The organism is Streptomyces sp. NPDC055013, assembly GCF_053608645.1.
In genome coordinates, this window is record NZ_JBSGVW010000009.1 from 12,487 (window position 1) to 35,404 (window position 22,918).

Annotated in this window: 19 protein-coding genes and 1 pseudogene; 4 read left to right on the forward strand and 16 right to left on the reverse strand. The window is 70.8% G+C overall.

Features of this window, described 5'->3' with window-relative positions:
* Positions 1-48: 48 nt before the first annotated feature.
* From ACWGDB_RS13800 to ACWGDB_RS13815, 4 genes are all read right to left on the reverse strand, one after another.
* Entirely contained in the window at positions 49-1,878 is a 1,830-nt protein-coding gene (locus ACWGDB_RS13800; RefSeq protein ID WP_453822621.1) for a glycoside hydrolase family 2 protein, read from the reverse strand.
* Positions 1,879-1,944: 66 nt separating this feature from the next.
* On the reverse strand, positions 1,945-2,844 hold the full coding sequence (locus tag ACWGDB_RS13805) for a carbohydrate ABC transporter permease (protein ID WP_453822622.1): 900 nt from the start codon (positions 2,842-2,844) through the stop codon (positions 1,945-1,947).
* A 2-nt stretch (positions 2,845-2,846) separates the two neighbouring features.
* Positions 2,847-3,797, reverse strand: coding sequence for a carbohydrate ABC transporter permease (locus ACWGDB_RS13810; protein ID WP_453822623.1), 951 nt, complete (start codon positions 3,795-3,797; stop codon positions 2,847-2,849).
* Positions 3,798-3,818: 21 nt separating this feature from the next.
* On the reverse strand, positions 3,819-5,180 hold the full coding sequence (locus ACWGDB_RS13815; protein ID WP_453822624.1) for an extracellular solute-binding protein: 1,362 nt from the start codon (positions 5,178-5,180) through the stop codon (positions 3,819-3,821).
* 261 nt (positions 5,181-5,441) lie between these two features.
* Here ACWGDB_RS13815 and ACWGDB_RS13820 point away from each other — a divergent pair, with 261 nt between their 5' ends.
* On the forward strand, positions 5,442-6,524 hold the full coding sequence (locus tag ACWGDB_RS13820; protein ID WP_453822625.1) for a LacI family DNA-binding transcriptional regulator: 1,083 nt from the start codon (positions 5,442-5,444) through the stop codon (positions 6,522-6,524).
* Positions 6,525-6,775: 251 nt separating this feature from the next.
* On the forward strand, positions 6,776-7,669 hold the full coding sequence (locus ACWGDB_RS13825; protein WP_453822815.1) for a S1 family peptidase: 894 nt from the start codon (positions 6,776-6,778) through the stop codon (positions 7,667-7,669).
* 285 nt (positions 7,670-7,954) lie between these two features.
* Here ACWGDB_RS13825 and ACWGDB_RS13830 read toward each other — a convergent pair.
* From ACWGDB_RS13830 to ACWGDB_RS13840, 3 genes and pseudogenes are all read right to left on the reverse strand, one after another.
* Positions 7,955-8,968, reverse strand: a pseudogene (locus tag ACWGDB_RS13830) (lanthionine synthetase LanC family protein); the annotation flags it as partial.
* A 24-nt stretch (positions 8,969-8,992) separates the two neighbouring features.
* A complete protein-coding gene (locus ACWGDB_RS13835) occupies positions 8,993-9,571 on the reverse strand; it encodes a class I SAM-dependent methyltransferase (protein ID WP_383609402.1) in 579 nt (192 codons plus the stop codon).
* Complete coding sequence (locus ACWGDB_RS13840) at positions 9,568-10,008, reverse strand: SRPBCC family protein (protein WP_453822626.1); 441 nt, start codon at positions 10,006-10,008, stop codon at positions 9,568-9,570. Before ACWGDB_RS13840 ends, ACWGDB_RS13835 begins: the two co-directional genes overlap by 4 nt.
* A 184-nt stretch (positions 10,009-10,192) precedes the next feature.
* Between ACWGDB_RS13840 and ACWGDB_RS13845 the strand changes: the two genes are divergently transcribed.
* On the forward strand, positions 10,193-11,212 hold the full coding sequence (locus tag ACWGDB_RS13845; protein ID WP_453822627.1) for a DUF2278 family protein: 1,020 nt from the start codon (positions 10,193-10,195) through the stop codon (positions 11,210-11,212).
* Between the two features lie 58 nt (positions 11,213-11,270).
* Here ACWGDB_RS13845 and ACWGDB_RS13850 read toward each other — a convergent pair whose 3' ends face one another.
* The 3 genes from ACWGDB_RS13850 to ACWGDB_RS13860 form a co-directional block, all read right to left on the reverse strand.
* Complete coding sequence (locus ACWGDB_RS13850) at positions 11,271-12,062, reverse strand: polysaccharide deacetylase family protein (protein WP_453822628.1); 792 nt, start codon at positions 12,060-12,062, stop codon at positions 11,271-11,273.
* A 78-nt stretch (positions 12,063-12,140) separates the two neighbouring features.
* Positions 12,141-13,562 carry a family 43 glycosylhydrolase gene (locus tag ACWGDB_RS13855; protein WP_453822816.1) on the reverse strand — a complete coding sequence of 474 codons (1,422 nt, stop codon included), beginning with the start codon at positions 13,560-13,562 and terminating at the stop codon, positions 12,141-12,143.
* Positions 13,563-13,614: 52 nt separating this feature from the next.
* Positions 13,615-15,114 carry a family 43 glycosylhydrolase gene (locus ACWGDB_RS13860; protein ID WP_453822629.1) on the reverse strand — a complete coding sequence of 500 codons (1,500 nt, stop codon included), beginning with the start codon at positions 15,112-15,114 and terminating at the stop codon, positions 13,615-13,617.
* 238 nt (positions 15,115-15,352) lie between these two features.
* Between ACWGDB_RS13860 and ACWGDB_RS13865 the strand changes: the two genes are divergently transcribed.
* The gene (locus tag ACWGDB_RS13865; protein ID WP_453822630.1) at positions 15,353-17,356 is read left to right on the forward strand and encodes a flavin monoamine oxidase family protein; all 2,004 of its coding nucleotides are present in this window, start codon (positions 15,353-15,355) and stop codon (positions 17,354-17,356) included.
* 31 nt (positions 17,357-17,387) lie between these two features.
* On the opposite strand, the gene ACWGDB_RS13870 is transcribed toward ACWGDB_RS13865, so the two are convergent.
* The 6 genes from ACWGDB_RS13870 to ACWGDB_RS13895 are packed head-to-tail and all read right to left on the reverse strand — an operon-like array spanning position 17,388 to position 22,913.
* Positions 17,388-18,239: an ABC transporter ATP-binding protein gene (locus ACWGDB_RS13870; protein WP_453822631.1), complete on the reverse strand. Its 852-nt coding sequence runs from the start codon at positions 18,237-18,239 to the stop codon at positions 17,388-17,390.
* Complete coding sequence (locus ACWGDB_RS13875) at positions 18,236-18,424, reverse strand: hypothetical protein (protein ID WP_453822632.1); 189 nt, start codon at positions 18,422-18,424, stop codon at positions 18,236-18,238. The genes ACWGDB_RS13870 and ACWGDB_RS13875 overlap by 4 nt, the downstream gene beginning before the upstream one ends.
* Positions 18,421-19,446 (reverse strand): ABC transporter ATP-binding protein, encoded by a 1,026-nt coding sequence (locus ACWGDB_RS13880; protein WP_453822633.1) that lies wholly within the window; start codon positions 19,444-19,446, stop codon positions 18,421-18,423. Before ACWGDB_RS13880 ends, ACWGDB_RS13875 begins: the two co-directional genes overlap by 4 nt.
* A gap of 6 nt (positions 19,447-19,452) precedes the next feature.
* Positions 19,453-20,310: an ABC transporter permease gene (locus ACWGDB_RS13885; RefSeq protein WP_383609429.1), complete on the reverse strand. Its 858-nt coding sequence runs from the start codon at positions 20,308-20,310 to the stop codon at positions 19,453-19,455.
* The gene (locus ACWGDB_RS13890) at positions 20,307-21,260 is read right to left on the reverse strand and encodes an ABC transporter permease (protein ID WP_383609432.1); all 954 of its coding nucleotides are present in this window, start codon (positions 21,258-21,260) and stop codon (positions 20,307-20,309) included. Before ACWGDB_RS13890 ends, ACWGDB_RS13885 begins: the two co-directional genes overlap by 4 nt.
* Positions 21,261-21,266: 6 nt before the next feature.
* A complete protein-coding gene (locus ACWGDB_RS13895) occupies positions 21,267-22,913 on the reverse strand; it encodes an ABC transporter substrate-binding protein (RefSeq protein ID WP_453822634.1) in 1,647 nt (548 codons plus the stop codon).
* Positions 22,914-22,918 lie beyond the last annotated feature (5 nt).

Below are 22,918 nucleotides of genomic sequence, written 5' to 3' on the forward strand. Positions count from 1 at the left end.
CCCCGTCCTACGGCGGGGAGCCGCCACTCTCCTGTCCTGCTCCCGCTGTCAGGCCCGGTCGTCGTCCTGGTTCTCGATCGCTGCCGGGCGCAGCTGTGCGGCACGGATGCGGTCGACGTCCAGCTTGGGACCGCGGTCGAAGCGGTAGATGCCGTTCTGTTCCTGGAAGACGTCGGTCAACTGGGTGTAGCAGTAGCCGAACATGTCACGGTCGCTCAGCAGCACCTCGGTCAGGCCGCTGAAGCGGGCGTGGAACTCCTCCTCGTCGCGGACGCGTTCGCCGTAGCCCCAGGACTCGCTGCGGTCCTCGCCGGACTGGGCGGCGGCCGCCTCGGGGTCCCACCAGATGCCGCCGAACTCGCTGACGAAGTACGGCTGGCCACCGTAGGGAACGGAGTAAGGCGTCCCGCCCTCGTGCGAGTTGACGAAGGGGTCGCCCTTGGCGAGCCCTGACATCAGCTGCCGGAAGGTCTCCGGGTCCTGCTCATAGTGATGCGAGTCGTAGATGTCGGTCTCGGCGACGCGATGGGCGTAACCGGAGGCGTCGATCACCGGGCGGGTGGTGTCCATCGCCTTCGTGGCCAGGAACATCGCGCGGGTGACGTCGTCGAGCCGGGTGATGCGGTCGTGCAGCTTCTGGTACGTCTCGTTGAGCGGGCACCAGCCGATGATCGAGGGGTGCGAGTAGTCACGTTCGAGGGCCTCCAGCCATTGGGCGACGTACGAGGCGTCGGGCCGCTGGTTGTCGCCCGAGGAGCCGCCGACCTCGCAGCCCCAGTCGCCGAACTCGCCCCAGACCAGGTAACCGAGGCGGTCGGCGTGGTGGAGGAAGCGCTCCTCGAACACCTTCTGGTGCAGCCGGGCCCCGTTGAACCCGGCCGCCATGGCCAGCTCGATGTCCCGGACCAGCGCCTCGTCGGTGGGCGCGGTCATCAGTCCGTCGGGGTACCAGCCCTGGTCGAGGACGAGGCGCTGGAAGACGGGGGAGCCGTTGAGCAGGACCGTCCTGCCGCTGAGTCCGACGGAGCGCAGTCCCGCGTAGCTCTCGGCCCTGTCGACCACCTCGCCCGTGGTGTCGAGGAGTTCGAGGCGCAGGTCGTACAGATGCGGGTCGTCCGGCCCCCACTCACGGCGCCGGTCGTCGGGCACGGGCAGGTGCAGGCGCGGGGCCAGGTCCAGGTCGGCGCGGGCCTCGGCGCGGCTCACCTCGCCGAGGGCGTCGCTGAGGACGGCGCGTACCCGGTGGCCGGGGCGGTTGCCGGACAGCGGGAGTTCGAGGTGGAAGGCGGAGCCGGCGAGGTCGGGGGTGATACGGGGGCGCCGCAGGTGCAGATCGGGGACGGGCTCCAGCCAGACGGTCTGCCAGATGCCGGTCACGCGGGTGTAGTTGCAGTCGTGGTTGGCGTACTGGATTGCCTGCTTGCCCCGGGCCTGCGGGCCGGACCTGGGGTCGCGGGCCCGAACCGTGATGACGACCTCCTCGCCCCCGCCCGCGATGTCGCCGAGGTCGGCGGTGAAGGGGGTGAAGCCGCCGCGGTGCCGGGCGACCTCGCGGCCGTCGGCCCACACGGTGGTGTCGTGGTCGACGGCGCCGAAGTGCAGCAGTACGCGGCGTCCGGCCCATTCGGCGGGCAGGGTGAGGGCGCGTCGGTACCAGACGGCCTCCAGGAAGTCGGTGTCGCCGATGCCGGACAGCTCGGACTCGGGCGGGAAGGGAACGAGGATCTCGTCGCGCAGCTCGCGGCCGAGCAGGCCGCGTTCGAGCCCGCTGTCCCCTCGGTCGGTCTCGAACTGCCAGGCGCCGTTCAGGTTGAGCCAGTCGCGCCGCACGAACTGCGGTCGCGGGTACTCCGGGCGCGGTACGGAGGGGGTGGGCACACATGCTCCAGTCGATCGGGGGCCGACGGGATGCCACCGGCCCGTGAGTACGGCGAGGGGGTGAGGTCAGGAACCTCCGAGGCCGGTGGTGGCCACGGAGTCGACGATGCGGCGCTGGAAGAAGAGGAAGACCACGATCAGTGGCAGCGCGGCCAGCAGCGCGGACGCCATGGACTGGGCGTACTGGATGCCGAAGGCGTCCTTGACGGTGGCCAGGCCGACGGGGAGCGTCATCAGGCCCGGGTCGCTGGTGACGATGAACGGCCACATGAAGTTGTTCCACGCCCCGATGAAGACGAAGATCGCCACGGCGGCCACGATCGGCCGCGACAGCGGCAGCACGATCGACAGGAACACCCGGAACTCGGAGGCCCCGTCCATCCGGGCCGCGTCCTCCAGTTCCCGGGGGATGGCGTCGAAGAAGCGCTTGAGGATGAAGACCATCATGGGCGCGACGACCTGCGGCAGGATGACGGCCGCGTAGGTGTCCACCAGGTTGAAGAGCAGCATCTGCTCGAAGAGCGGTACGACGAGCAGCTGCGGCGGCACCAGGATCGCGGCCACGGTGACGGCGAGCAGGGTCCGGCGGCCGCGGAAGGTGCCGCGCGAGAACCCGTAGGCGGCGAGCGTGGACACGACGACCGTGATCAGCGTGACCAGGCCGGCGATCAGGAAGCTGTTGAAGGCCCAGACGGTGACGTTCCCGCGCTCCAGGATCTGCTGATACGCCTCGGTCGTGAAAGCGCCCTTGATCGGGGACAGCCCGGGCGACGCCGCGTCCTGCTCGCTCTGCACCGAGGTCGCGACCGCCCAGACGAACGGCAGCAGCCAGACGGAGGCCAGGACGGCCAGGGCAGTGCCGGCCAGCGCGCGCGGCAGCCGGCCGTGGCCGAGGAGCAGGGACGATTCGGCAGCTGCCAAGGGGGGACGGCGCCGCGGGCGAAGGGGTGTTGCGGTGGCGGACACGGTCAGTCCTCCTGGCGGAAGAGACGCAGTTGCACGAGCGAGACGACGATGACGAGGGCGAAGAAGAGGTACGAGACGGCGGAGGCGTAACCGAGCCGGTAGCCGGTGAAGCCGACGTCGTAGACGTATTCCAGGACCGGCCGGGTCGAGGCGTTGGGGCCGCCCTTGGTGAGGATGTAGATCTGGTCGAACACCTTGAGCGAAGCCAGTACTTGGAGCATCGCGACGAGCACGGTGGTCCTGCGCAGCTGCGGCAGGGTGATGGACCACAGCCGCCGCCAGGCTCCGGCGCCGTCCAGCGCGGCGGCCTCGTAGTAGGTCGCGGGCAGGGACTGGAGCGCGGCGAGGTAGAGCAGGAAGTTGAAGCCGACCGTCCACCAGACGGTGAGGGCGGCGATCGACCACATCGCGACGGCTTCGTCGGAGAGCCAGCCGACGGGCGCCATGCCGAGGGTGTCGAGGAACTGGTTCGCCAGGCCGAGCTCCGGCTGGTAGAGCCAGGTCCAGATGAGCGTCACCACGGTCACGGGCAGCAGGTAGGGAGCGAAGAAGGCCAGTCGCCACACCCATTGCCCGGCGAGGCCGCTGTGCACCAGCAGGGCCATGGCCAGCGCGATCAGGACCAGCGGCACACTGGAGATGGCGGTGAAGACGACCGTGTTGCCGAGGCTGCTCCAGACGTCCGGATCGCCGAACGCCTCGGCGTAGTTGTCGAAGCCGACGAACGCCGTGTTACGCAGCGTGAGCGAGCTGTCGGTGAAGCTCATCCACAGCCCGTGCACGATGGGCCAGACCAGGAACAGGACGAAGACGAGCAGGAACGGCACGACGAAGACGAGGCCGGGGCCCTTGGTGGTGCGGCTGCCCTTGAAGCCGATACGGCGCAGGCCGCCGGGGCGGTCGGCGGCCGGGCCGGTCACGGTGTCGGCGCCGGGGGGTGCGGTGGTGGTCACGTGGGTCACTCCTTCTGCTCGTCAGGCCACCGGGTTGGGCTGCCGGAGCAGCGCGTCCGCCTCGCGGACCATCTGACGAACCGCCTTCTCGGCGGAGGTGTTGCCCAGCAGCGCCGACTGGAGCGGCTGGCACATCCGGTTCTGGAAGTTCGAAGCGGCCCCGGCGAACCAGTTGGGCGGATCGAGCACCGCCATCTCTCCCGCGTCCGCGTAGGAGGACTGCGGGTCGAGGGCGGCGTACTCCGGTTCCGCGATCACGGGCTGGTAGGCGGGGATGTGACCGGCGCTCGCCCAGGTGAAGCTCTGCTTGACCATCTCCGCGACGTACCGGTGGGCCCGGCGGCGGCGTGTCGGGTCGGGGTTCTCCTGGTGCGGGAGGACGAAGCTGTGGCTGTCCGTGTAGACGGCCGGCTTGTCGAAGACCTGCGGGAAGGGGGCGGCGCCGAGCGGGATGCCGGACTGCTTCAGCGTGGGCAGCTCCCACTCGCCGAGCATGACCATGCCGCCGCGACCGCCGATGAAGCCGGCCATCGCGCCGTTGTAGTCCAGGTTGTTGGGGTTGGTACGGCCGTCGAAGAGCCGCTGCATGAAGTCGACGACGCGTACCGCGGCGTCGACGTCGATCTGCGGGGGCCCGCCGTCCGGCAGGGTGAAGGCGGCACCGGTCTGGGCGTAGAGGGCCGCGAACTGCCGCCAGGTCTGGGCGGTGTCGGTGACATGCCCGAACAGGATGCCCTTCTGCCCGGTCGCCTCGGCGAGCGCCTTGCCGGCGTCGAGCAGGGCCTCCGGGGAGCCCATCGGCGCCAGTTCACCCGAGGAGTCGAGGAGGCCCGCCTTGTCGGCGGCCTCCTTGTCGTAGAACACGATGAAGGGGTGGACGTCGAGCGGGATGGCGTAGACGGTCCTGTCGTGCTGCGTCCGCGACCAGACCGCGGGTGCGAAGTCCTTCTGGCTGACGCCGAATTCGGCGAGCAGATCCAGGTCGAAGGGGTCGAGCAGGCCGCCGGGCGCATAGCCGGCCAGCCTGGAGAGGTGCATGATCGCCACGTCGGAGGCCCGGCCGCCGGCGGCCGACATGGCCAGCTTGGTGTAGTACGACGGTCCCCAGTCGAGGATCGTGCGCTCCACCTCGAAGCCCTGTGGCCCCTCGGAGACCGCCTTGATCATGTCGTCCATCAGCATGCCGTCGCCGCCCTGGAACAGGTCCCAGACGCTCAGCGCGGAGGCGTCGGCGGCGGCCGGTGAGGCACAGCCGGACAGCGGGCCGGCGGCGAGCAGCGTGCCCGCGGCGGCCGTGCCGTGACGCAGCAGGTGACGGCGGGTGGGACCAGGTGCCGCGCCGGGTGCGGGGGCTGGTGGTGAGGCGGAGAAGCGGGTGAACATCGCGGACCTTCCGACGGCCGGACACGCATGCCGGACCGACGGTGGAGCGCCCATGGCAAGGGGCGGTCCACCGCCAGGGTCAGGCGGGGGCGCACCGGTCGAGCCGATGCGATGGCTCGTTTTTACATCGATGTACATTGGCTGTAAAGAGCCAGGAGGCACGGCCGGAAATCGAGGGCCGAACGGGCCGGAAAGACGCGCTGCCGATCCGCGACCTGCCGGGACATAAACTCAGCAGCGCTGAGGGGCAGGGAGGTTCCGGTGGCACGACCCAGGATCAAGGACGTCGCACGCCTCGCAGGCGTGTCGGAGAAGACGGTGTCCAACGTCATCAACGACTACACCCACGTCTCCGACCGCACCAGGCGCGTCGTCCGCGATGCCATCGAGGAACTCGGCTACAAGGTGAACCTCGCCGGTCGCCACCTGCGCCAGGGCCGCACCGGCATCATCGCTCTCGTCGTTCCCGAACTCGACGTCCCGTACTTCGCGGAGCTCGCCCGGCACGTCATCCGCGAGGCCGAGCGGCGCTCCCTCACGGTGCTGATCCACCAGACGGGGGCGGATCGCGAGCACGAGCTGGCGGCACTGACCGGATTCGGGTCCAGCTTCGTCGACGGAGTCATCCTCAGCCCGCTCGCCCTCACCCCCGACGACCTGCGCGACCGCGCGGGCGCACCGCCCACCGTGCTGATCGGCGAACTGCTGGAGAAGGGCGCCGACCACGTCGCCATCGACAACGAACAGGCCGCGCGGGAAGCGACCAAGCACCTTCTCGGGCTCGGCCGCCGCTCCGTCCTGGTCATCGGCGGACGCAGCGGCGCGGGCCTGGGCACGGCCGAGGCCCGCACCCGCGGCTACCACGCCGCGCTGGCGGAAGCGGGCATCGCCCACGACCCGGCCGCCCTCCTGCCCGTCGAGTCCTTCCGGATGCCGGACGGCGCCGAGGCCGTGGCCCGGGCGTTGAGCGAGGGCGCCCGCCCCGACGCACTGCTGTGCCTCAACGACCAACTGGCGCTGGGTGCCCTGCGCGCACTGCACGAGCACGGCATCCGCGTTCCCGAGGAGGTCGCCGTCATCGGCTTCGACGACGTCGAGGCCGGACGCTTCAGCGTCCCCACCCTCAGCACCGTGGCCCCCGACAAGGCCGCGGTGGCCCAGGTCGCCGTCGAACTCCTGCAACACCGGATGGACGAGGCGACGGGGTCCGCCTCGCCGGACGCCGACTCGGCCGAGGTGCGCTCACCTCAGGACCTCGTGGTGGCGCATCGTCTGGTGCTGCGTGAAAGCACGGAGGGTTTCGTTGGGGTGCGGCCTTCGGGCTCTCGGCGGAAGTCGTCCTGAACCTTGACGGCGTGCTGATCGCGACCGCCGACGCCACGGCCCGCGGCTGAACACGCCCTACCCCCGCCCCACGCGTCCGGGCACAATGAGCGCTGCTTCGTCTCCGCCCGGCGTCGCAGGCGACATCACGACGGCGCCCGGGCTCGCCTTCGAATCCCGCACGACACCAGCACCACGGCAGGCAAGCCCGGCACGCCCGGTCACCGGTCGGGCGTGCCCGAACCGACCGACCGTCCTCGGGGAGATTCGGGATGACAGCACGCCGTACAACCAACAGACGCTCACAACTGATCGCCTACACGCTGAGTCTGCTCGGCGTGGCCGCCCTGACGGTATCCGGCACCGGCGCGACGGCAGCGTCCGCTGCCCCGCCGCCCACACGGCCCTCGGCGTCCGGCCCGGCCTCGGCGATCACATCACTGGGGATCGACGGGACGGCCTGGGCCGTGGACGAGCGGAGCGGGACGTTGCGAGTCCTCGCCGACGCCACGGTCACGGACGCCGAGCTTGCCCGACTCCGCCACGCCGCCGCCCGGTTCGCCGGTGCTGTCACCCTCGAACGCCTCGACGGCCGGCTGCGCACGCTCCTGTCCGGCGGCGACGGCATCCACGCCCCCGGCCGGCGCTGCACTGCGGGCGTCAATGTGCGGAGCGGCTCCACGTATTACTTCCTCACCGCCGGACACTGCACCGCGGACCTGCCCACCTGGTACACCACTGCTGCTCTGGACACGGCCGTCGGCCCCACCACCGGCAGCAGCTTCCCCGGCAACGACTTCGGGGTCGTCCGGTACGCCAACGCCTCTGTGCCGCACCCCGGCACCATCGGAACGGTCGACGTGACCGGGACCGCGTCCGCCCACGTCGGTCAACGGGTCTGCACCCGGGGCGCGACGACCGGAGTCCGATGCGGCGTGGTCACCGCCCTCAACGCGTCCGTGAACTACGGCGGCGGTGACATCGTCCACGGGCTGATCCGAACCAACATCTGCGCCGAACCCGGCGACAGCGGCGGTCCGCTGTACGCCGGCGACAAGGTCATCGGCATCCTCTCCGGCGGCTCCGGAAACTGCGCCAGCGGAGGGACCTCCTACTACCAGCCGATCCAGGAAGTGCTGAGCGCCTACGGCCTGTCCGTCTACTGACGGCGCGCCCTGGGCCAAGTCGGCCTGACGCGAGCGAGTCACCCCGGGCTGGTCCGGCCACGTGAACGCGTAGTCCGGCTCGCCTCCCCGTACGACCCGTACGAAGCGCAGCAGTTCGCGCACGATGCCTGCGTTGCCCATGGCCCATCCCGGCTGCGGTTCGAGTTCGCTCGGGGTGGCCCGGTGCTCGACGTTGGACCAGCGGGCGCCGTCGCCGTCGCGGGTGGCGTGCGCGGCGAGGTCTGCGGCCAGGAGCCGGGCGAACCCGGGGGAGTCGTCCTGCTCGGCGATGCGGTCGACGGCGAGGGCGAGGACGCCCGCCGTGCCGCAGCAGCGGCCGTTGTTGTCCCAGAAGCCGGGGCGCAACCGGTTCGGCAGGCCGGAGTGCGTGACGGTGTGCCAGCAGCGGTCGGCGAGGGCCGGCCAGGCAGGGTCGGGGGACAGGTCCCGCAGCAGGCGGAAGACCTGGGCGTCGCCGGTGGGGCCGTGGCACCAGCCGTAGTTGTGGCGCTCGACCAGGTCGGGGCGGTGGTGCGGGTCGGAGTGGGGGACGAGAAAGCCATCGGGTCCGCCCTCGTCGCGCGAGAGGACATCCGCGGCACCGGCCAGCGCGAGCTCGACCAGGTCCTTGCGGCCGGTCGCATGGCCGACCGCGGCCAGGCCGTACACGATGCCGAGGGTGCCGTGCGAGATGTGGTGCATACGGCCGGGGGCGCCGGGCCGGTGCTGCCAGTTGACCCCGGTGGGAGTCTGCTCGGCCGTGCGGGCGTATGGCTCCACCGCCCGGACGGCGAGGTCCTCCTGCCCTGCCAGGAGCGCGCCCAGGCCGATCCCGGCGTTCCCGCCCATCAGCTCGAACAGCTCGCCCCAGCGGGTCCCGTCGAAGCGGGAGCGCACCAGCTCCAGGGCCCGGTCCGCGGCGCTGCCGGCGGCCGTGTCGCCCAGGTCGACGTGGACGGCGCGCAGCGCGAGGGCCATGCCGGTGCGGCCGAAGTACAGGGAGTCGTCCTCCCAGCTCTCGACCGAGTCCGCCAGCCCGCGGGCCGCGCGCACGGCGGTGTCCGCGTAGGAGTCGTCGCCGAAGTGCCGCCACGCTTCCAGGAGAACCGGGACGACCGAGGCCGTGCCGCTGTAGAGCATGGGGTTGAGCTCGTCGTCGGAGGGCCTGGTCGGCCATATGAGACCCCCGTCCCCGCTGTCACGCCCGGCTGACAGCAGCCACCGAAGGCCGTCAACGGCCAGGGCCTCGACCTCGTCCGGCGTCATATGCGTCGCCTCCCTCTCCTTGTCGGCGCCCATTCGGGCATGTCCCCTTCGTGGGTCTCAGGCACGCAGTACGAAACATCGCATCCCGCCCGCGTCGAGGTCGTACCACTCACCTCGGTCCCACCCCTCCGTCACGATCGCCACGTCCTGTGCCGTCACCCCGATGTGTCGCCGCTCCTGAGGCAACCGCTCCGCCAGCGGCGTCGTCACCACCCACACCCCGCCCGGCGCCAGCAGCCCCCGCACGCGGTCCGAGACCGCCCTCTTGTCCGACATGAAGGCCAGGACCAGCCGCATCGTCACAAGGTCGAACCGGGTCCGGGGCAGCTTCGCCGCGACGTCGGCCCCGTCCTCGAAGTCCAGGCGGAGCACGCGCAGTCGGGGCTCCAGGTCCGCGTACCGGTCACGGGTCGCCGCCACCGCCGCATCCGCCCAGTCGACGGCGAGCGTGTCGTGGCCGAGGCCGGCGAGCGCGGCGGCGTAGGTGCCGAGCCCGCAGCCGATGTCCAGGGCCCGGGCGCGGGCGCGTGGCCGCATCGCCTCACCGAGCAGCCGCAGTTCCCGCTCCGTGACGCCCCGGAAGCCGCGGCCCCGCGCGAAGTGGTCCTCCCAGCGCGCCCGTTCGACGGGGGTCACGTCTGCCTCAGAAGCCGATTCACCGCACGCCCGAACACATACCGAGCCGTCCGCTTCAGCGCACCGTCGGCCACCCCCGGCAGGAACCGGACCCGCACCTCCTCGTGCCACACCACCCGCGCCCGCCCTCCCGGCCCGGGCCGCACCTCGATCTCGGCCCACCCCGTGATCACCCGGCCCCGCTTCTCCAGTCGGCACAGGCCCGGCGAGTCGTCCCCCGGGGGCTGCCACACCGTGACCTCCATCGGGTCGTCGAAGGACAGCGGGCCGACTCCGGAGCGGGCGATGACGAGGGTGCCCACACGGGTCGGTTCGGGTGGGGTGACCCGGATGCGCGTCAGTGGGACGGCCGCGGCATGGCGGGGCCACTCCGTCAGGCGGCGCCACGCCTCGTCGAGGGGGAGTGGAACCGTGCGTTCGAGGAGAAAGTTCGCCACGGAACGATCTTAGGGAATCGGAGCTGGTCATCGGCGCAGTCGTATACGCGTCGCGCAGTCGGTCCAGCCGGACGTCGGCGGGCGGACGTACGCGAGGTGAACTCTGCTTCGGCCACGCCGCCCGCGCCCTACGCTGCCACCCAAGGGCGGGCAATCCGTCCGCCTCCCGGGGGAGTTGGTCGCCATGCCGCTGAAGACCTATGGCGTACTGATCGGACGAGCGGTCGACACCCGGCGCGAGGGCGCCGACGACACGCCGCACTACCAGATCCACCTCAGCGACGATCACGGCACGCAGTACCGCGCCGCCGTCAACGTCCTGTCCCAGCAGCAGCCCTCCGAGCTGCTCTACCTCGTCGCCGAGGACTTCCGGCACCCGATCACGGCCCGTCTGGAGGGGTTGGAGAGCGGCTGGAACACCCTGCCGCCCGGGCCCGGCGGTCCGAACCTCGACTTCGTGCGCGGCAACCTCTTCGACCCGTCCCTGATGCGGAAGCTGCCCCCGGACCTCGAAGGCCCCGACAACGACCTCGCCGACCTCCTCGACCACTCCGTCCGCCGTGCGGTCGCCGACCCGGAGGCCCGCGTGCATCTGTTCGGAGAGCGCTGGGGACCCGAAGCCAAGGTCAGGGACAAGGTCTTCGGCTTCCTGCCCGGCAACGGCGTCCACGACATCCACATGAACCAGGGCAACAGCCGCCGCTTCCGCGACGACGACGGCGTCTGGCAGGACGGCGGGCTGCTCATCCACTTCCCGGCGCAGTCGCGCTGGGTCGGGATCTTCCTCGCCTTCCAGAGCCAGTCCTGGAGGACGGACGACGTGACCGGCCACGCCGTCGAGGACGTCGACGGTTCGCGCCCCGTGCCCGGCACCCGGCCCGTCCGTATCGTCGCCGCCCTCGTCAACCCCCGCGGTCCCGCCCCCGAGGCCGAGACGGTGACCCTCCTCAACGTCTCGCCCGCCCCGGTCGACCTCACCGGCTGGCACCTCCAGGACCGGCTGGGCCGGCTGTCCGCCGTGCCGCCGGGACCGCTCGCGGCCGGGGCCTGCCTCACCGTCCGCCTCAGCGGTGGCGCCCAACTCGGCAACCACGGCGGCGAGATCAGCCTCCTCGACGCCAAGAGGCTGAAGGCGGACGGGGTTTCGTACACCGCCGATCAGGCAGGGCAGGAGGGGGGGTCGGTCGTCTTCTCGGCACGCTGAGCCACCGCTCCCCGCACCGCCTTCACCCCACCGCTTTCACCTCACCCGGTGAGACGGCTCACCGGTACACCTTCCCCGGCTCGGCCTTCCCCGGCGCGAGCAACTGCGGGACGGTCACGAACACGAACCCGCGCTTCTTCAGCGCGTCGATGATCCCGGGCACCGCCGGTACGGTGCCGTCGTAGATGTCGTGCAGCAGGATGATCCCGTCCCGCTCGGTCTGGTCCAGGACACGCTGTTCTATGAGCTTGGAGTCATTGGTCTTGTAGTCCTTGGCCGTCACGCTCCACAGGACCTCGGACATCCCCAACTCGCGGCAGACGTCGTGCACCGTGTCGTTCGTACGGCCCTGCGGCGGGCGCATCAGGGTGGGGCGCCGCCCGGTGAGGCGCTCTATCTCCTTGTTGGGGCGCTCTATCTCCTCCCGTATCTCGTCGGCGTCCAGCTCCGTGAGTCTCTCGTGGTCCCAGGTGTGGTTGGCCACCTCATGGCCCTCGTCGGCCATCCGCTCGACCAGCTCCGGGTACTTCTCGATGTGCCGCTTGCCGAGGAGGAAGAAGGTTGCCGGAACCTTTTCCGCCTTCAGGATGTCGAGCAGCCGCGCGGAGTGTTCGCTCGGCCCGGCGTCGAAGGTCAGCGCGACGCACTTGGCCTCGCGGCAGTCGACGCTGCCGATGCGGGCCTGGGCGGTGGAGGAGGCCTGGGCCCGGGCGGTGCTGGGTGACGTGGTGTCCAGGCGCACGTACTGCGTGAACGCCACCAAGGAAGCGGCCGCCACCAGAACGGCGGCGGCAGACAACCAAGCCCACGACTTTTTCATCTTCTTGATCGGAATGATCGGAAAAGGCATGTCGCGACTATACAGTGCGAGTATACTCGCACTGTATAGAGGGCGTTCATAGGGTCTGAACGGCAGATTCCGCCGGCTTTACTGGGCGTAGAACGTGGCGTCCGCCCGATCCGTCGCCGTGCTCGGCGCCTGGACCACCAGCAGGTAGTCGTGGTGCCGCACGTAGCGCCCGGCGTAGTTGTACGACTCGTACGAGACTCCCGCCGCGTCGGAGAGCCCGGCCCGCTTGTGGAAGCTGGCGTCGGACGCGAACTGCGCCGTGCCGTCGCTCTTCTCCAGCCACACCTCGAAGTTCTTGTGCCGCAGGTAGTACCCGGGGAAGTTGGCCGACTCCAGCGACACCGTGCCGCTCCCGGTCAGGCCGGTGACGACGCGGAACTGCGAGTCCGCGAGCGGGGAGACGCCGGCCTCGATGCGGGCGCGGTACTCCCAGTGCCGGACGAACCGGTCCGCGAAGTTGTACGAGGAGAAGCGCTGGGGTGTGACGCCGTCGGCCACCGGGATGCCGAAGTCCGGGGTGCCGTCGGCCTTCCAGTACAGCTTCTGGACGCGGGTGCGGCGGTTGGGGTCGTTGAGCGGGTCTCCGGTGATGTCCTTGTAGCTGCGGTCGTGGTAGACGAGGATGTCGCTCCTGCCGTCCTCGGAGACGGTGAAGGAGTTGTGGCCCGGCCCGTACTGGCTGGTGGCGGCGTTGCTGGTGAACACGGGCGTGGAACTCTTGGCCCAGTTCGCCGCGTTGAGCAGGTCGGCGCTCGCGGAGGCGGACAGCAGCCCCAGGCAGTAGTTGCTGTCGGTGGCGCTCGCCGAGTACGACATGAAGACCTTGCCGCCGTGCTGGATCACCGCCGGGCCCTCGTTGACCTTGTAGCCGACGGTCTCCCAGGAGTAGGTGGGCCGCGACAGCATCACCGGAGTGCCGGTGATGGTCCAGGGGTTGGTCATCCTCGCCAGGTAGATGTCCGTGTTGTTGTTCACGGACGGGTCGCGCTGGGCCCAGGCCAGATAGCGCACGCCGCCCACGACGAAGGTCGTGGCGTCCAGGGAGAAGCTCTCCCACTGGGTCCTGATCTGTCCCTTCTCCGTCCAGGCGGCCGTCAGCGGATTGGTTCCGGTGCCCTCAAGCACGTACATCCGGATCGCCCACACGTCGTTGGTGGCGCCGGCGGCGAAGTAGACGTACCACTTGCCGTCGATGAAGTGGATCTCCGGCGCCCAGATGTGCGCCCCCATCACGCCGCTGGTGTGCTTGGTCCAGATGGTGACCTCCGGGGCCGTGGACAGGCCCTGGATGGTCGTCGCGCGGCGCAGCACGATGCGGTCGTACTCGGGCACGGTCGCGGTGAAGTAGTAGTAGCCGTCGGTGTGTTTGAAGATGTGCGGGTCGGCCCGCTTCTCCGCGATCGGGTTGGTGTAGGTCACGGCGGGGGAGTCCGGTACGGCCGCCCGGGCGGCCGGAGGGGGTCCGGCGAGGCAGGCCGCCAGGGCGACGAGGACGGCCATGAGCAGCCGTACGGCTATGCGTCTCAAGGGAGTTCTCCAGAAGTGCGGGTGATCAGGTGGTGGGGACGAGGCGCCACTGCTGGCAGTTGTTGTTCAGCCACGTCCACTGCCGTACGTCCGCGCCGTTCGCGGCGGAGCAGTCGGCCACGTCGGCGACCTTGCCGGTGGACTCGTTGAGGATCCGGATGTAGTCACCGCTCGCCGTGAACACGAGCCGGTAGCGCTGGCACTTGTTGTCCAGCCAGGACCACTGCCGGATGTCCGCGCCGTCGGAGGCGGAGCAGTCGGCGACGTCCATCACCTTGCCGGTGGCGACGTTGACCAGCCGGTTGGTGTCGTCGCCGAGGTCCTCGACCTTCCACTTCTGGTTGGCCCCGCCGGTACACGTCCACTGGAAGATGTCGGTGCCGTCGGCGGTGCTGCCGCCGTTCACGTCCAGGCACTTGCCGCTGTTGCGGTTGACGAGGGTGTACGACGTCGGCGTCGCGGCCGTCTCGCCGGACGGGCCGGGCAGCGTGGTGCCGAGGGCGACGGGGGTGCCGAAGTTCGGGGTGCCGTCGGCGTTCCAGGTGAACTCCTGGGCCCGGGTGGTGCGTCCGTTGCCGCAGCCGCCGCCGGACGAGGAGTTGGCGTGGTAGACGATCCAGTTCTCGGTGCCGTCGGGCGAGGCGAAGAAGCCGTTGTGGCCGGGGCCGTAGGCGCCGTTCGCGTCATTGCGCTGGAAGACCGGCGTCTGCTTCTTGGTCCAGGAGCCGGGGTTCAGCGGATCCGAGCCGGTCAGCTCCAGTTGGCCGAGCTTGTAGTCGGCGGTGTTGCAGTAGCTGGCCGAGTACGTGAGGAAGGTGCGGCCGTTGTGGTACAGCGGTTCCGGGGCCTCGTTGACGGGTATGCCGGACCGCTCCCAGTCCAGGGTCGGACTGGAGATGATCGCGAAGCTGCTGCTCGCCAGGGTGTACGGGTTGCTCAGCGGCGCGATGACCAGGCTCTGCGTACTGCCGTTGATGAAGCCGCTGCCGACCAGGTACAGCTTGTCGTTGGCCTGCAGCACACTCGCGTCGATCAGCCAGCCGCCCGGCGTGAGGTTGGAGCCGGTGAGCGAGCCCTTGTACGTGTACGGGCCCATCGGGTCCGTGCCGGCGCTCTCCAGCACATGCGTGCGCTGCGAGTCGCAGCACGCCACACCGCCCTGTCCGGCCGAGTAGTACACGTACCAGCGGCCGTTGAAGAGATGCATCTCCGGCGCCCAGATGTTGGTGTTGCGGGTCGACGTGGTGTCCGACCACACCTGTACGTTCGGCGCGGTGGCCAGACCCGCGAGAGTCGGTGACTTGCGGATGCCGAGGACGCCGGTGAACGTCGTGGTGATCAGGTAGTAGTTGCCGTCGTGGTACTGCAGCCAGGGGTCGGCGCCCTTGAACGACTTCAGCGGGTTCGTGTACGGGCGGCCGTCCGCCGCGGACGCCGGCTGCGTGGTCGCCACCAGGGCCAGCAGCGAGGCGAGCATGCACAGGATGAGTGATCTGCGGCGTTTCCTGAGGGGTGTACGAGACATCCGAGGCATACGAGACCGTCCCTGTCCGTAACTTCGAACGAAGTTCGTGATTCCGATCGTGATTGGGTCAGAAGATAGAAGTGGGCCATGTCCCCGTCAACGGTTTCGTCATCCGCGCCGCACAAACCCGCGTGCGGACGCATGCCGGGCGCGGCCGGCCGACGATGCGCTTGCCCGTTCAGGTGATGAACCGACCGATGCGCTACCGGAAGGTCAATTGCCCCCGTATCCAGTGCACATGGACAATCACCGCGCGCCCGTCGGCTCAACTTCCTTCTCCCGACGGCAGTTCACGGCCGCAACCACCACGACGGCCGCCCTGGCCGCGTTGACCCCGGCCGCGGCCGCCGCCGCGCCCGCCGTTCCCCAACAGGCCCCCGGGCGACCGCGATCCACCGCCGACTGGGACACCTGCCTGGCCGTCGCACGCGCCCTGCTGGTCGTCGACGAACACGACAAGCCGCTCGTCCCGGGGTATCGGGAGATCCTCGACTCCGGGCTGCCGCGCGCGAAGACCAAGACGGCCAAGAGAGTCCTCGTCATCGGTGCCGGACCGGCCGGTCTCGTCGCCGCCTGGCTGCTCAAGCGGGCCGGACACCGGGTCACGCTCGTCGAAGCCAACGGCAACCGCGTCGGCGGCCGCATCAAGACGTTCCGCACCGGCGGCCACGAGCAGGCGGCCCAGGCGTTCGCCGACCCGGCCCAGTACGCGGAGGCCGGCGCCATGCGCATCCCCGGCAGCCACCCGCTGGTGATGACCCTGATCGACCAACTCGACGTGAAACGCCGCCGGTTCCACCTGGTCGACGTCGACGGCGAGGGCAAGCCCGTCAACAACGCCTGGCTGCACGTCAACGGTGTCCGCGTGCGCCGCTCCGCGTACGCGAGGTCACCCCGCAGGATCAACCGCTCCTTCGGCGTCCCGCGCGCGTACTGGGACACCCCCTCCGGCACCATCCTGCGCCGCGCCCTGGACCCCGTACGCGACGAGTTCAGCACCGTCGGTCCGGACGGCAAGCGCGTCGACAAGCCGATGCCGGAGCGGGTCAAGGGCTGGGCGCGGGTCGTGCAGAAGTACGGAGACTGGTCGATGTACCGGTTCCTGACCGAGGAGGCGGGCTTCGACGAGCGGACCATCGACCTGATCGGCACGCTGGAGAACCTCACCTCACGGCTGCCGCTCTCCTTCATCCACAGCTTCATCAGCCAGTCCCTGATCAGCCCCGACACCGAGTTCTGGGAGCTGATCGGCGGCACCGCGACGCTTCCGGACGCGCTGCTGAAGGAGGTCGCCGACGTCCTGCGCCTGGACCGGCGCGCGACCCACATCGAGTACTGGGCACCGGACCGGCCCGGCGCCGACGACACCTCCCACGTCCACGCCAAGGGCCCGCATGTCTGGATCGACACCGTCTCCGAGGGACGCGACGGCAAGGTGGTGCGCGAGGAGTTCACCGGCGACCTCGCGATCGTCACCGTGCCGTTCTCGGGGCTCCGGCAGGTGCAGGTCAGCCCGCTGATGTCGTACAGGAAGCGGCGCGCGGTCGCCGAGCTGCACTACGACAGCGCGACCAAGGTGCTCCTCGAATTCGGGCTGCGCTGGTGGGAGTTCACCGAGGCCGACTGGAAACGGGAGCTCGACGCCGTACGGCCCGGGCTCTACGACGACTACCGCAAGGGCAAGGCCCCGGCCGACGGCAGCCTCCTGGGCGCCCACCCGTCCGTCCCGGACGGCCACATCAGCGACGCCCAGCGCGCCCACTACGCCGCCAACCGCTGGGCCGGCCGCGACCAGCCCGAGGCCGCGCACATCATCGGCGGCGGCTCGGTCTCCGACAACTCCAACCGCTTCATGATCAACCCGTCCCACCCGATCGAGGGCAGCAAGGGCGGCGTCGTCCTCGCGTCCTACAGCTGGGCCGACGACGCGTCCCGCTGGGACTCCCTCGACGAGGACGCCCGCTACCCGCACGCGCTGCGGGGCCTGCAGCAGGTCTACGGCCGGCGCGTCGAGGTCTTCTACACCGGCGCCGGGCGCACCCAGAGCTGGCTGCGCGACCCGTACGCGTACGGCGAGGCGTCCGTGCTGCTGCCCGGCCAGCACACGGAGTTGCTGGAAGCCATCCGCACCGCCGAGGGGCCGCTCCACTTCGCCGGGGACCACACCTCGGTGAAGCCGTCGTGGATCGAGGGCGCCCTCGAATCCGGGGTGCGGGCCGCGTTGGAGGCGCACGCGGACTGAGACCCCGACGGGCCGCGCGGGCCCCGTGGTGTCACGCGGCGTCCGCCTGGGCCCTGGCCCGTACCGCGTCGGCCGGATCCCAGCCCCGGCGCGGTACGGAGGCCAGCAGGAGGCGGGTGTACGGGTCCTCGGGCGCACCGAGGACCCGGTCCGTCGGGCCCTGCTCGACCACCCTGCCGCGCCGCATCACCACCGTCTCGTCGGTGATGTGCCGGACGACGGCCAGGTCATGGCTGACGAACACCAGGGCCACCCCCGTGTCCCGCCGGATCTCGCCGAGCAGGTGGAGGATCTGCGCCTGGATCGACACGTCCAGCGCGGCGACCGCCTCGTCCAGGACGAGAACGCGCGGATCGACGGCGAGGGCCCGCGCGATGGCCAGGCGCTGGCACTGACCGCCGGACAACTCGTGCGGGTGCGCCCCCGCCTCCCGGGCGCCGAGGCCCACCTGGTCCAGGAGGTCGGCGACCTGCCGGTCGTCGGCATCGCGGCCGTGCAGACGCAGGGCGGTGCGCAGGCACTGGCGGGCGGTGAGGCGCGGATCGAGCGAGACGTAGGGATCCTGGAAGACCATCTGGATCTCGCGGGCACGGGCGAGCCGGTGCGCCGCCCGGCTCCGACTCGGCGACGGCCGTGCGGCACGGTCCCGGCCGTCCACCGCGACCGTACCGGCGTCCGGCCGCACCAGGCCGACCAGCATGCGGGCGACGGTGCTCTTGCCCGACCCGGACTCACCGACCACACCGAGCGAGCCGCCGCGCGGGACGGTGAAGGAGACCTGGTCGGCGGCGGTGAGGCGGTCGCCGCCGGGCAGCCGGTAGGTCTTGGTCAGGCCGTCGGCCACGAGCAGGGACGCCTCGGGCCGGGTGTCGGTCGTGGTCACGGCGTGCTCCTGTCGGCCGGGGAGGGTGGGGCGACGGCCGGTCGTGACTCGGCGGATGCCTCGGCGTGGTCGGTGTCCGGGCCGGGGTCGTGTGCGTAGGTCAGGTCGGGCAGGTGGCGGCGGATGCTCTTCCTGCCGTCCGCCATACGCGGAGACGCCTCGGGTCGGGTCTCGGTCGCGGTCATGCTGTGCTCCTCTTGGCCAGGGGCGCCGACGGGACGGTGGCGAGTGGCGGCTCGGTGGGCTCCTCGGACAGGTCGGCGAGCCTTCGGCACGCGGCGTTCCCGCCGCCGGGGACCGCGACCGGCTCCGGGAGCCAGGTGGTGCACTCCGGCTCGGCGTGCTCGCAGCGTGTCGCGAAGGGGCAGCCCGTGAACGCGTCGGACAGGGACGGGGGGCGACCGGGGATCGGCTGCAACGCCCGTGCGGTGTCGCCGAGTTCGGGGGAGCAGGCGAGCAGGCCACGGGTGTACGGATGGCGGGCGTGGGTGAAGAGGCGCTCCGCGTCCTGCTGTTCGACGACGCGGCCCGCGTACATGACGTACACGCGGTCGCAGAACGCGGCGGCGAGATGCAGGTCGTGGGTGATGAACAGCATCCCCAGGTCCCGTTCCTCGCGCAGGGTGCGCAGCAGGGCGAGGATCTCCGCCTGGGTGGTGACGTCGAGCGCGCTGGTGGACTCGTCGGCCAGCAGCAGCCGGGGCTCGGCGGCGAGGGCCCCGGCGATGACCACCCGCTGGAGCATTCCGCCGGACATTTCGTGCGGCCGTTGACGAAAGCGCCGCTCGGGGTCGGACAGGCCCACGGCGCCGAGGAGTTCGACGGCCTTCTCGCGCGCCGCACGCCGGTCGCCCGCACGACCGGTGCGCAGAAGCCGTTCGACGAGGAAGTCGCCGATCCGGCGCACCGGGTTGAGGGCGGAGCGCGGGTCCTGGTGGACCATCGCGACCGTGCCGGCCCGGTGTTCGCGCAGCCCGGCCCCGTTCAGGCCGAGCACGTCCGTGCCGTCGACCAGCACACGGCCGGTGACCGTCGCCTCCTCGGGCGTCAGCCGCAGCACCGTCTTCGCGGTGGTGGACTTGCCCGAGCCGGACTCGCCGACGAGGCCGACGGTCTCCCCGGAGCCGACCCGCAGACTCACGTCGGCGAGCAGGGGCCGGGCCGCACCCGGCAGGCCCAGGGTCAGGTTCTGGATGTCGAGCAGCATCGCGGGCTACCTCCTGGCGCCGAGCCGGTCGGCGGCCCAGACCCCGACCACGTTGAAGGCCACCACGACGGCGGCGATGGCGGTGCCCGGCACCAGCGCGGGCAGCAGGGCGCCCTGGACGATGGCGGCCTGGCCCTCCTGGACCATCAACCCCCAGTCGGAGCTGGGTGGTTGGGAACCGAACCCCAGATAGCTGAGAGTGGCCAGGCTCATCAGGGCCTCGCCGAACAGCACGACGAGGTACCCGACGATCGACCGGGCGAGATTGGGCACCAGATGCCGTACGCAGATGCGCAGGCCGCCCATGCCCTGGACGCGATAGGCGTCGACGTACGGCTTGGACCGCTCGGCCAGCGCCACACTGCGGGTGTACTTGGCGATCGTCGGCGCGAACGCGAGACCCAGGCCCAGGACCGACGTGGTGATACCCGCGCCGAACACGGCGATGATCAGCACGACGAACAGCAGGCCGGGGAAGGCATACATCACGTCCGTCACCCGTGACACCAAGGTGTCCACCCAGCCGCCGCGCCAGGCGGCGACCGTGCCCAGGGTGACGCCGAGCAGCGCGGCGATGGCCAGCAGCGCGAGCGGGGCGATCAGGCTGGTACGGGCGCCGTACAGGACCCGCGAGAGCAGGTCCTGCCCGGAGGCGTCGGTGCCGAGCAGGTGGTCGCCGGTGGTGCCGACCAGGGAGGACGACAGGTCCACGGCGTCGGGCGCGTACGGCGCGAGCAGCGGGGCGAAGGCGGCGGCCAGGACGACGAGGGCCAGGAAGCCGGCCCCGACGATCACGAGGACGGGACGGCGGCGGGCGCGCCTGCGGCGGGCCGGGAGCAGCACATCGGCGGATACGGCGGTCATGCGGGGCTCCTCATGGCCTTCAGGCGTGGGTCGAGCAGCGGGTGCACGAGGTCCACGAGGGTGGTGACGAGGATGTAGCAGGCGACCATCAGCAGCAGCACCGCCTGGGCGACCGGGAAGTCATGGCTGTTCACGGCACCGACCAGCAGCGAGCCGATGCCGCTCAGGCCGAAGACGGTCTCGATCGCCACCGTGCCGGCCAGCATCCCCGCGGTGACCAGGCCGCACATGGTGACGACCGGGCCCAGCGCGTTGCGCAGCACGTGCCGGCGGATGATCTGCCGCTCCGGCAGCCCGGCCGCGCGGGCCACCTCGACATGGTCGGCCGAGCCCGCCTCGACCATCGCCTGCCGGGTGACCCGGGAGATGACGGCCACCGCGCCGAGCGCCATGGCGAGGGCGGGCAGCGTCAGATGGTGCAGCGTCCCGCCGAAGCCCTCGCCGCTGCCCGTCACCGGGAACCAGCCCAGCCGCACCCCGAAGAAGGCGACCAGTGCGATACCGCCCACGAACGAGGGAACGGAGGCGGTGAGCGTGGTGGTGCCGACGACGGCGGAGTCCACCCAACTGCCGCGCCGGACCGCGGCGAGCACTCCGGCGCCGACCCCCAGGACGACGAACAGGACCGTGGCGTAGCCGACCAGCGCGAGCGTCGTCGGGAAGCGGGACGTCAGCAGGTCGGAGACCTGGTCGCCGTACTGGAAGGAGCGGCCGAGGTCGAGGTGGAGGCAGTCCCACAGCCAGCGGCCGTACTGGACTACCAGCGGCTCGTCGAGGTGGTACTGCTCCCGCACGGCGGCCAGCCGCTCCGGGGTGAGCTTGTCGCGGCCCCCCGCCAGGAACACGGCGGGGTCGCCGGGAGCTGCGTACACGGCGGCGAAGATGACGAAGGACGAGGCCAGCAGCGTGGCCAGCAGTCCCGCGAGCCGCCGTCCGATCGAGGCGAACATCAGCGCTCAGCCCTTCTTCGCGCCGAGCTTCGCGGCCCAGGGGTGGTAGAGGTACGCCATCGAGGCGGGCGGACCGGTCAGCTTGTCGTCGATGACGAGCGCCGTGGGCACCTGCGCGACGGGGATCCACACGGCCGCGTCCGCGAACTGCCGCTGCACGTCGATCGCGAGGGCGGCGCGCTTGGCGTCGTCCAGCGTGCGCAGGCCCTCCTTGAGCTTGGCGTCGTACGCCGAACTCCTGAACCCGACCCAGTTGTTGGAACTGTCCGACAGACCGTTGTCGTAGAAGCCGAGCGGGTCGCTCTTGGAGATGTACCAGTCCGCCACCAGGACGTCGATGTCTGCGCGGGCTTCCTTGTCGCCGTAGAACTCGCCGTACTGGGCGGCCGGGACGGTCTTGATCCGGCCCTCGAGCCCGATCTGCGTCAGCGCGGCGCGCACGGCGTTGGCGATGACCATACGGCCCTGGCTGCTGTCGGTGCCGATGACGATCGGCTCGTCGGGCGCCTTCTTGGCGTTCTTCACCAGCTCCTTCGCCTTGGCGAGGTCCTGCGCGTCCGGGCTTGCGGGGGCGTCGGTGAGCTGCTTCTGGGCGGCGGCGAAGGTGGCCTTCTCATAGCCCCAGGCGCCGGAGCCGACCGGGGTGGCCCAGGGTTCGACCAGGCCGCCGTAGCCGGACTTGGCGATGCCCGAGCGGTCCAGGGCGAGCGAGAGGGCCCTGCGGATGTCGGGGTCGGCGAGGCCGCCGCGCTCGGTCGGGATGAGCGCGAGGGTCGAGGTGCTCGGGCCGAAGTACTCGTCGAGGCCCTTCTTGCCGCGCAGGGCGGCCGCGGTGCCTATGTTGTCGGCGTAGGTGCCGTCGGCCGCTCCGGTGGCGAGCGCGTTGACCATCGCGCTGTCGTCGGCCCAGCGGAAGACGACCTTGCCGGTGAGCGGCTTCTCGCCCCAGTAGGAGTCGGCGCGGGTCAGCGTGATCGAGTCGCCGGACTTCCAGCCGGACAGCTCGTACGGCCCGGAACAGGCGTCGCCCTGACCGGGCGTGCCGAAGTCCTTGCCGGCCTTCTCCACCTGCTCCCGGTTGTAGACGAGCCCGGCGTCACCGGCCAGCGCCTTGGTGAACAGGGCGTCGGGCTCCTTGAAGGTGATCGTGATCTCGTCCTCGCCGGTCTTGCGCATGGCGGAGACGTTGGCGAACTCGTCCGACTGCTCCATCTCCGGTGCCGCGTGCCGCTTCAGGCTGAACAGGACGTCGTCCGCCGTCATCCTCGAGCCGTCGTGGAAGGTGACGTCGTCGCGCAGGGTGAGGACCAGGTGGGTCGCGTCGGGGCGGGCGGTCTGCCGGGCGAGGAAGGGGCGTACGGACATGTCGGGCTGGAGCTGGTAGAGGCGCTCGCAGACGTTGGTGAGCACGGTGCGGCCCGCGCTGCCGCCCTGGGTGTCGAGGTCCAGGGAGTCCGGCTCGTCCTCCAGCAGCCAGTTCACGGCGGCAACGGGCTCGGCGGCCTGCGGGGTGGTGGGTGTGAGTCTGAGGTCGGCGGCGTCGGCGGACCTGCCGCCGCTCGCGGAGGTACCGGTGGTGGCACCGCTGCACGCGGCGAGCAGGGCCATCGCCCCGGCGACACCGGCGGCGGTAGTGGCGGTTCTGAGCTTCATTGCGG

Coding starts and splice junctions, on each gene's coding strand:
- ACWGDB_RS13815 (WP_453822624.1), bottom strand. CDS start 5,180: ATGTTCACCCGCTTCTCCGCCTCACCACCAGCCCCCGCACCCGGCGCG.
- ACWGDB_RS13825 (WP_453822815.1), top strand. CDS start 6,776: ATGACAGCACGCCGTACAACCAACAGACGCTCACAACTGATCGCCTAC.
- ACWGDB_RS13845 (WP_453822627.1), top strand. CDS start 10,193: ATGCCGCTGAAGACCTATGGCGTACTGATCGGACGAGCGGTCGACACC.
- ACWGDB_RS13850 (WP_453822628.1), bottom strand. CDS start 12,062: ATGCCTTTTCCGATCATTCCGATCAAGAAGATGAAAAAGTCGTGGGCT.
- ACWGDB_RS13855 (WP_453822816.1), bottom strand. CDS start 13,562: ATGGCCGTCCTCGTCGCCCTGGCGGCCTGCCTCGCCGGACCCCCTCCG.
- ACWGDB_RS13860 (WP_453822629.1), bottom strand. CDS start 15,114: ATGTCTCGTACACCCCTCAGGAAACGCCGCAGATCACTCATCCTGTGC.
- ACWGDB_RS13865 (WP_453822630.1), top strand. CDS start 15,353: ATGGACAATCACCGCGCGCCCGTCGGCTCAACTTCCTTCTCCCGACGG.
- ACWGDB_RS13875 (WP_453822632.1), bottom strand. CDS start 18,424: ATGACCGCGACCGAGACCCGACCCGAGGCGTCTCCGCGTATGGCGGAC.
- ACWGDB_RS13880 (WP_453822633.1), bottom strand. CDS start 19,446: ATGCTGCTCGACATCCAGAACCTGACCCTGGGCCTGCCGGGTGCGGCC.
- ACWGDB_RS13885 (WP_383609429.1), bottom strand. CDS start 20,310: ATGACCGCCGTATCCGCCGATGTGCTGCTCCCGGCCCGCCGCAGGCGC.
- ACWGDB_RS13890 (WP_383609432.1), bottom strand. CDS start 21,260: ATGTTCGCCTCGATCGGACGGCGGCTCGCGGGACTGCTGGCCACGCTG.
- ACWGDB_RS13895 (WP_453822634.1), bottom strand. CDS start 22,913: ATGAAGCTCAGAACCGCCACTACCGCCGCCGGTGTCGCCGGGGCGATG.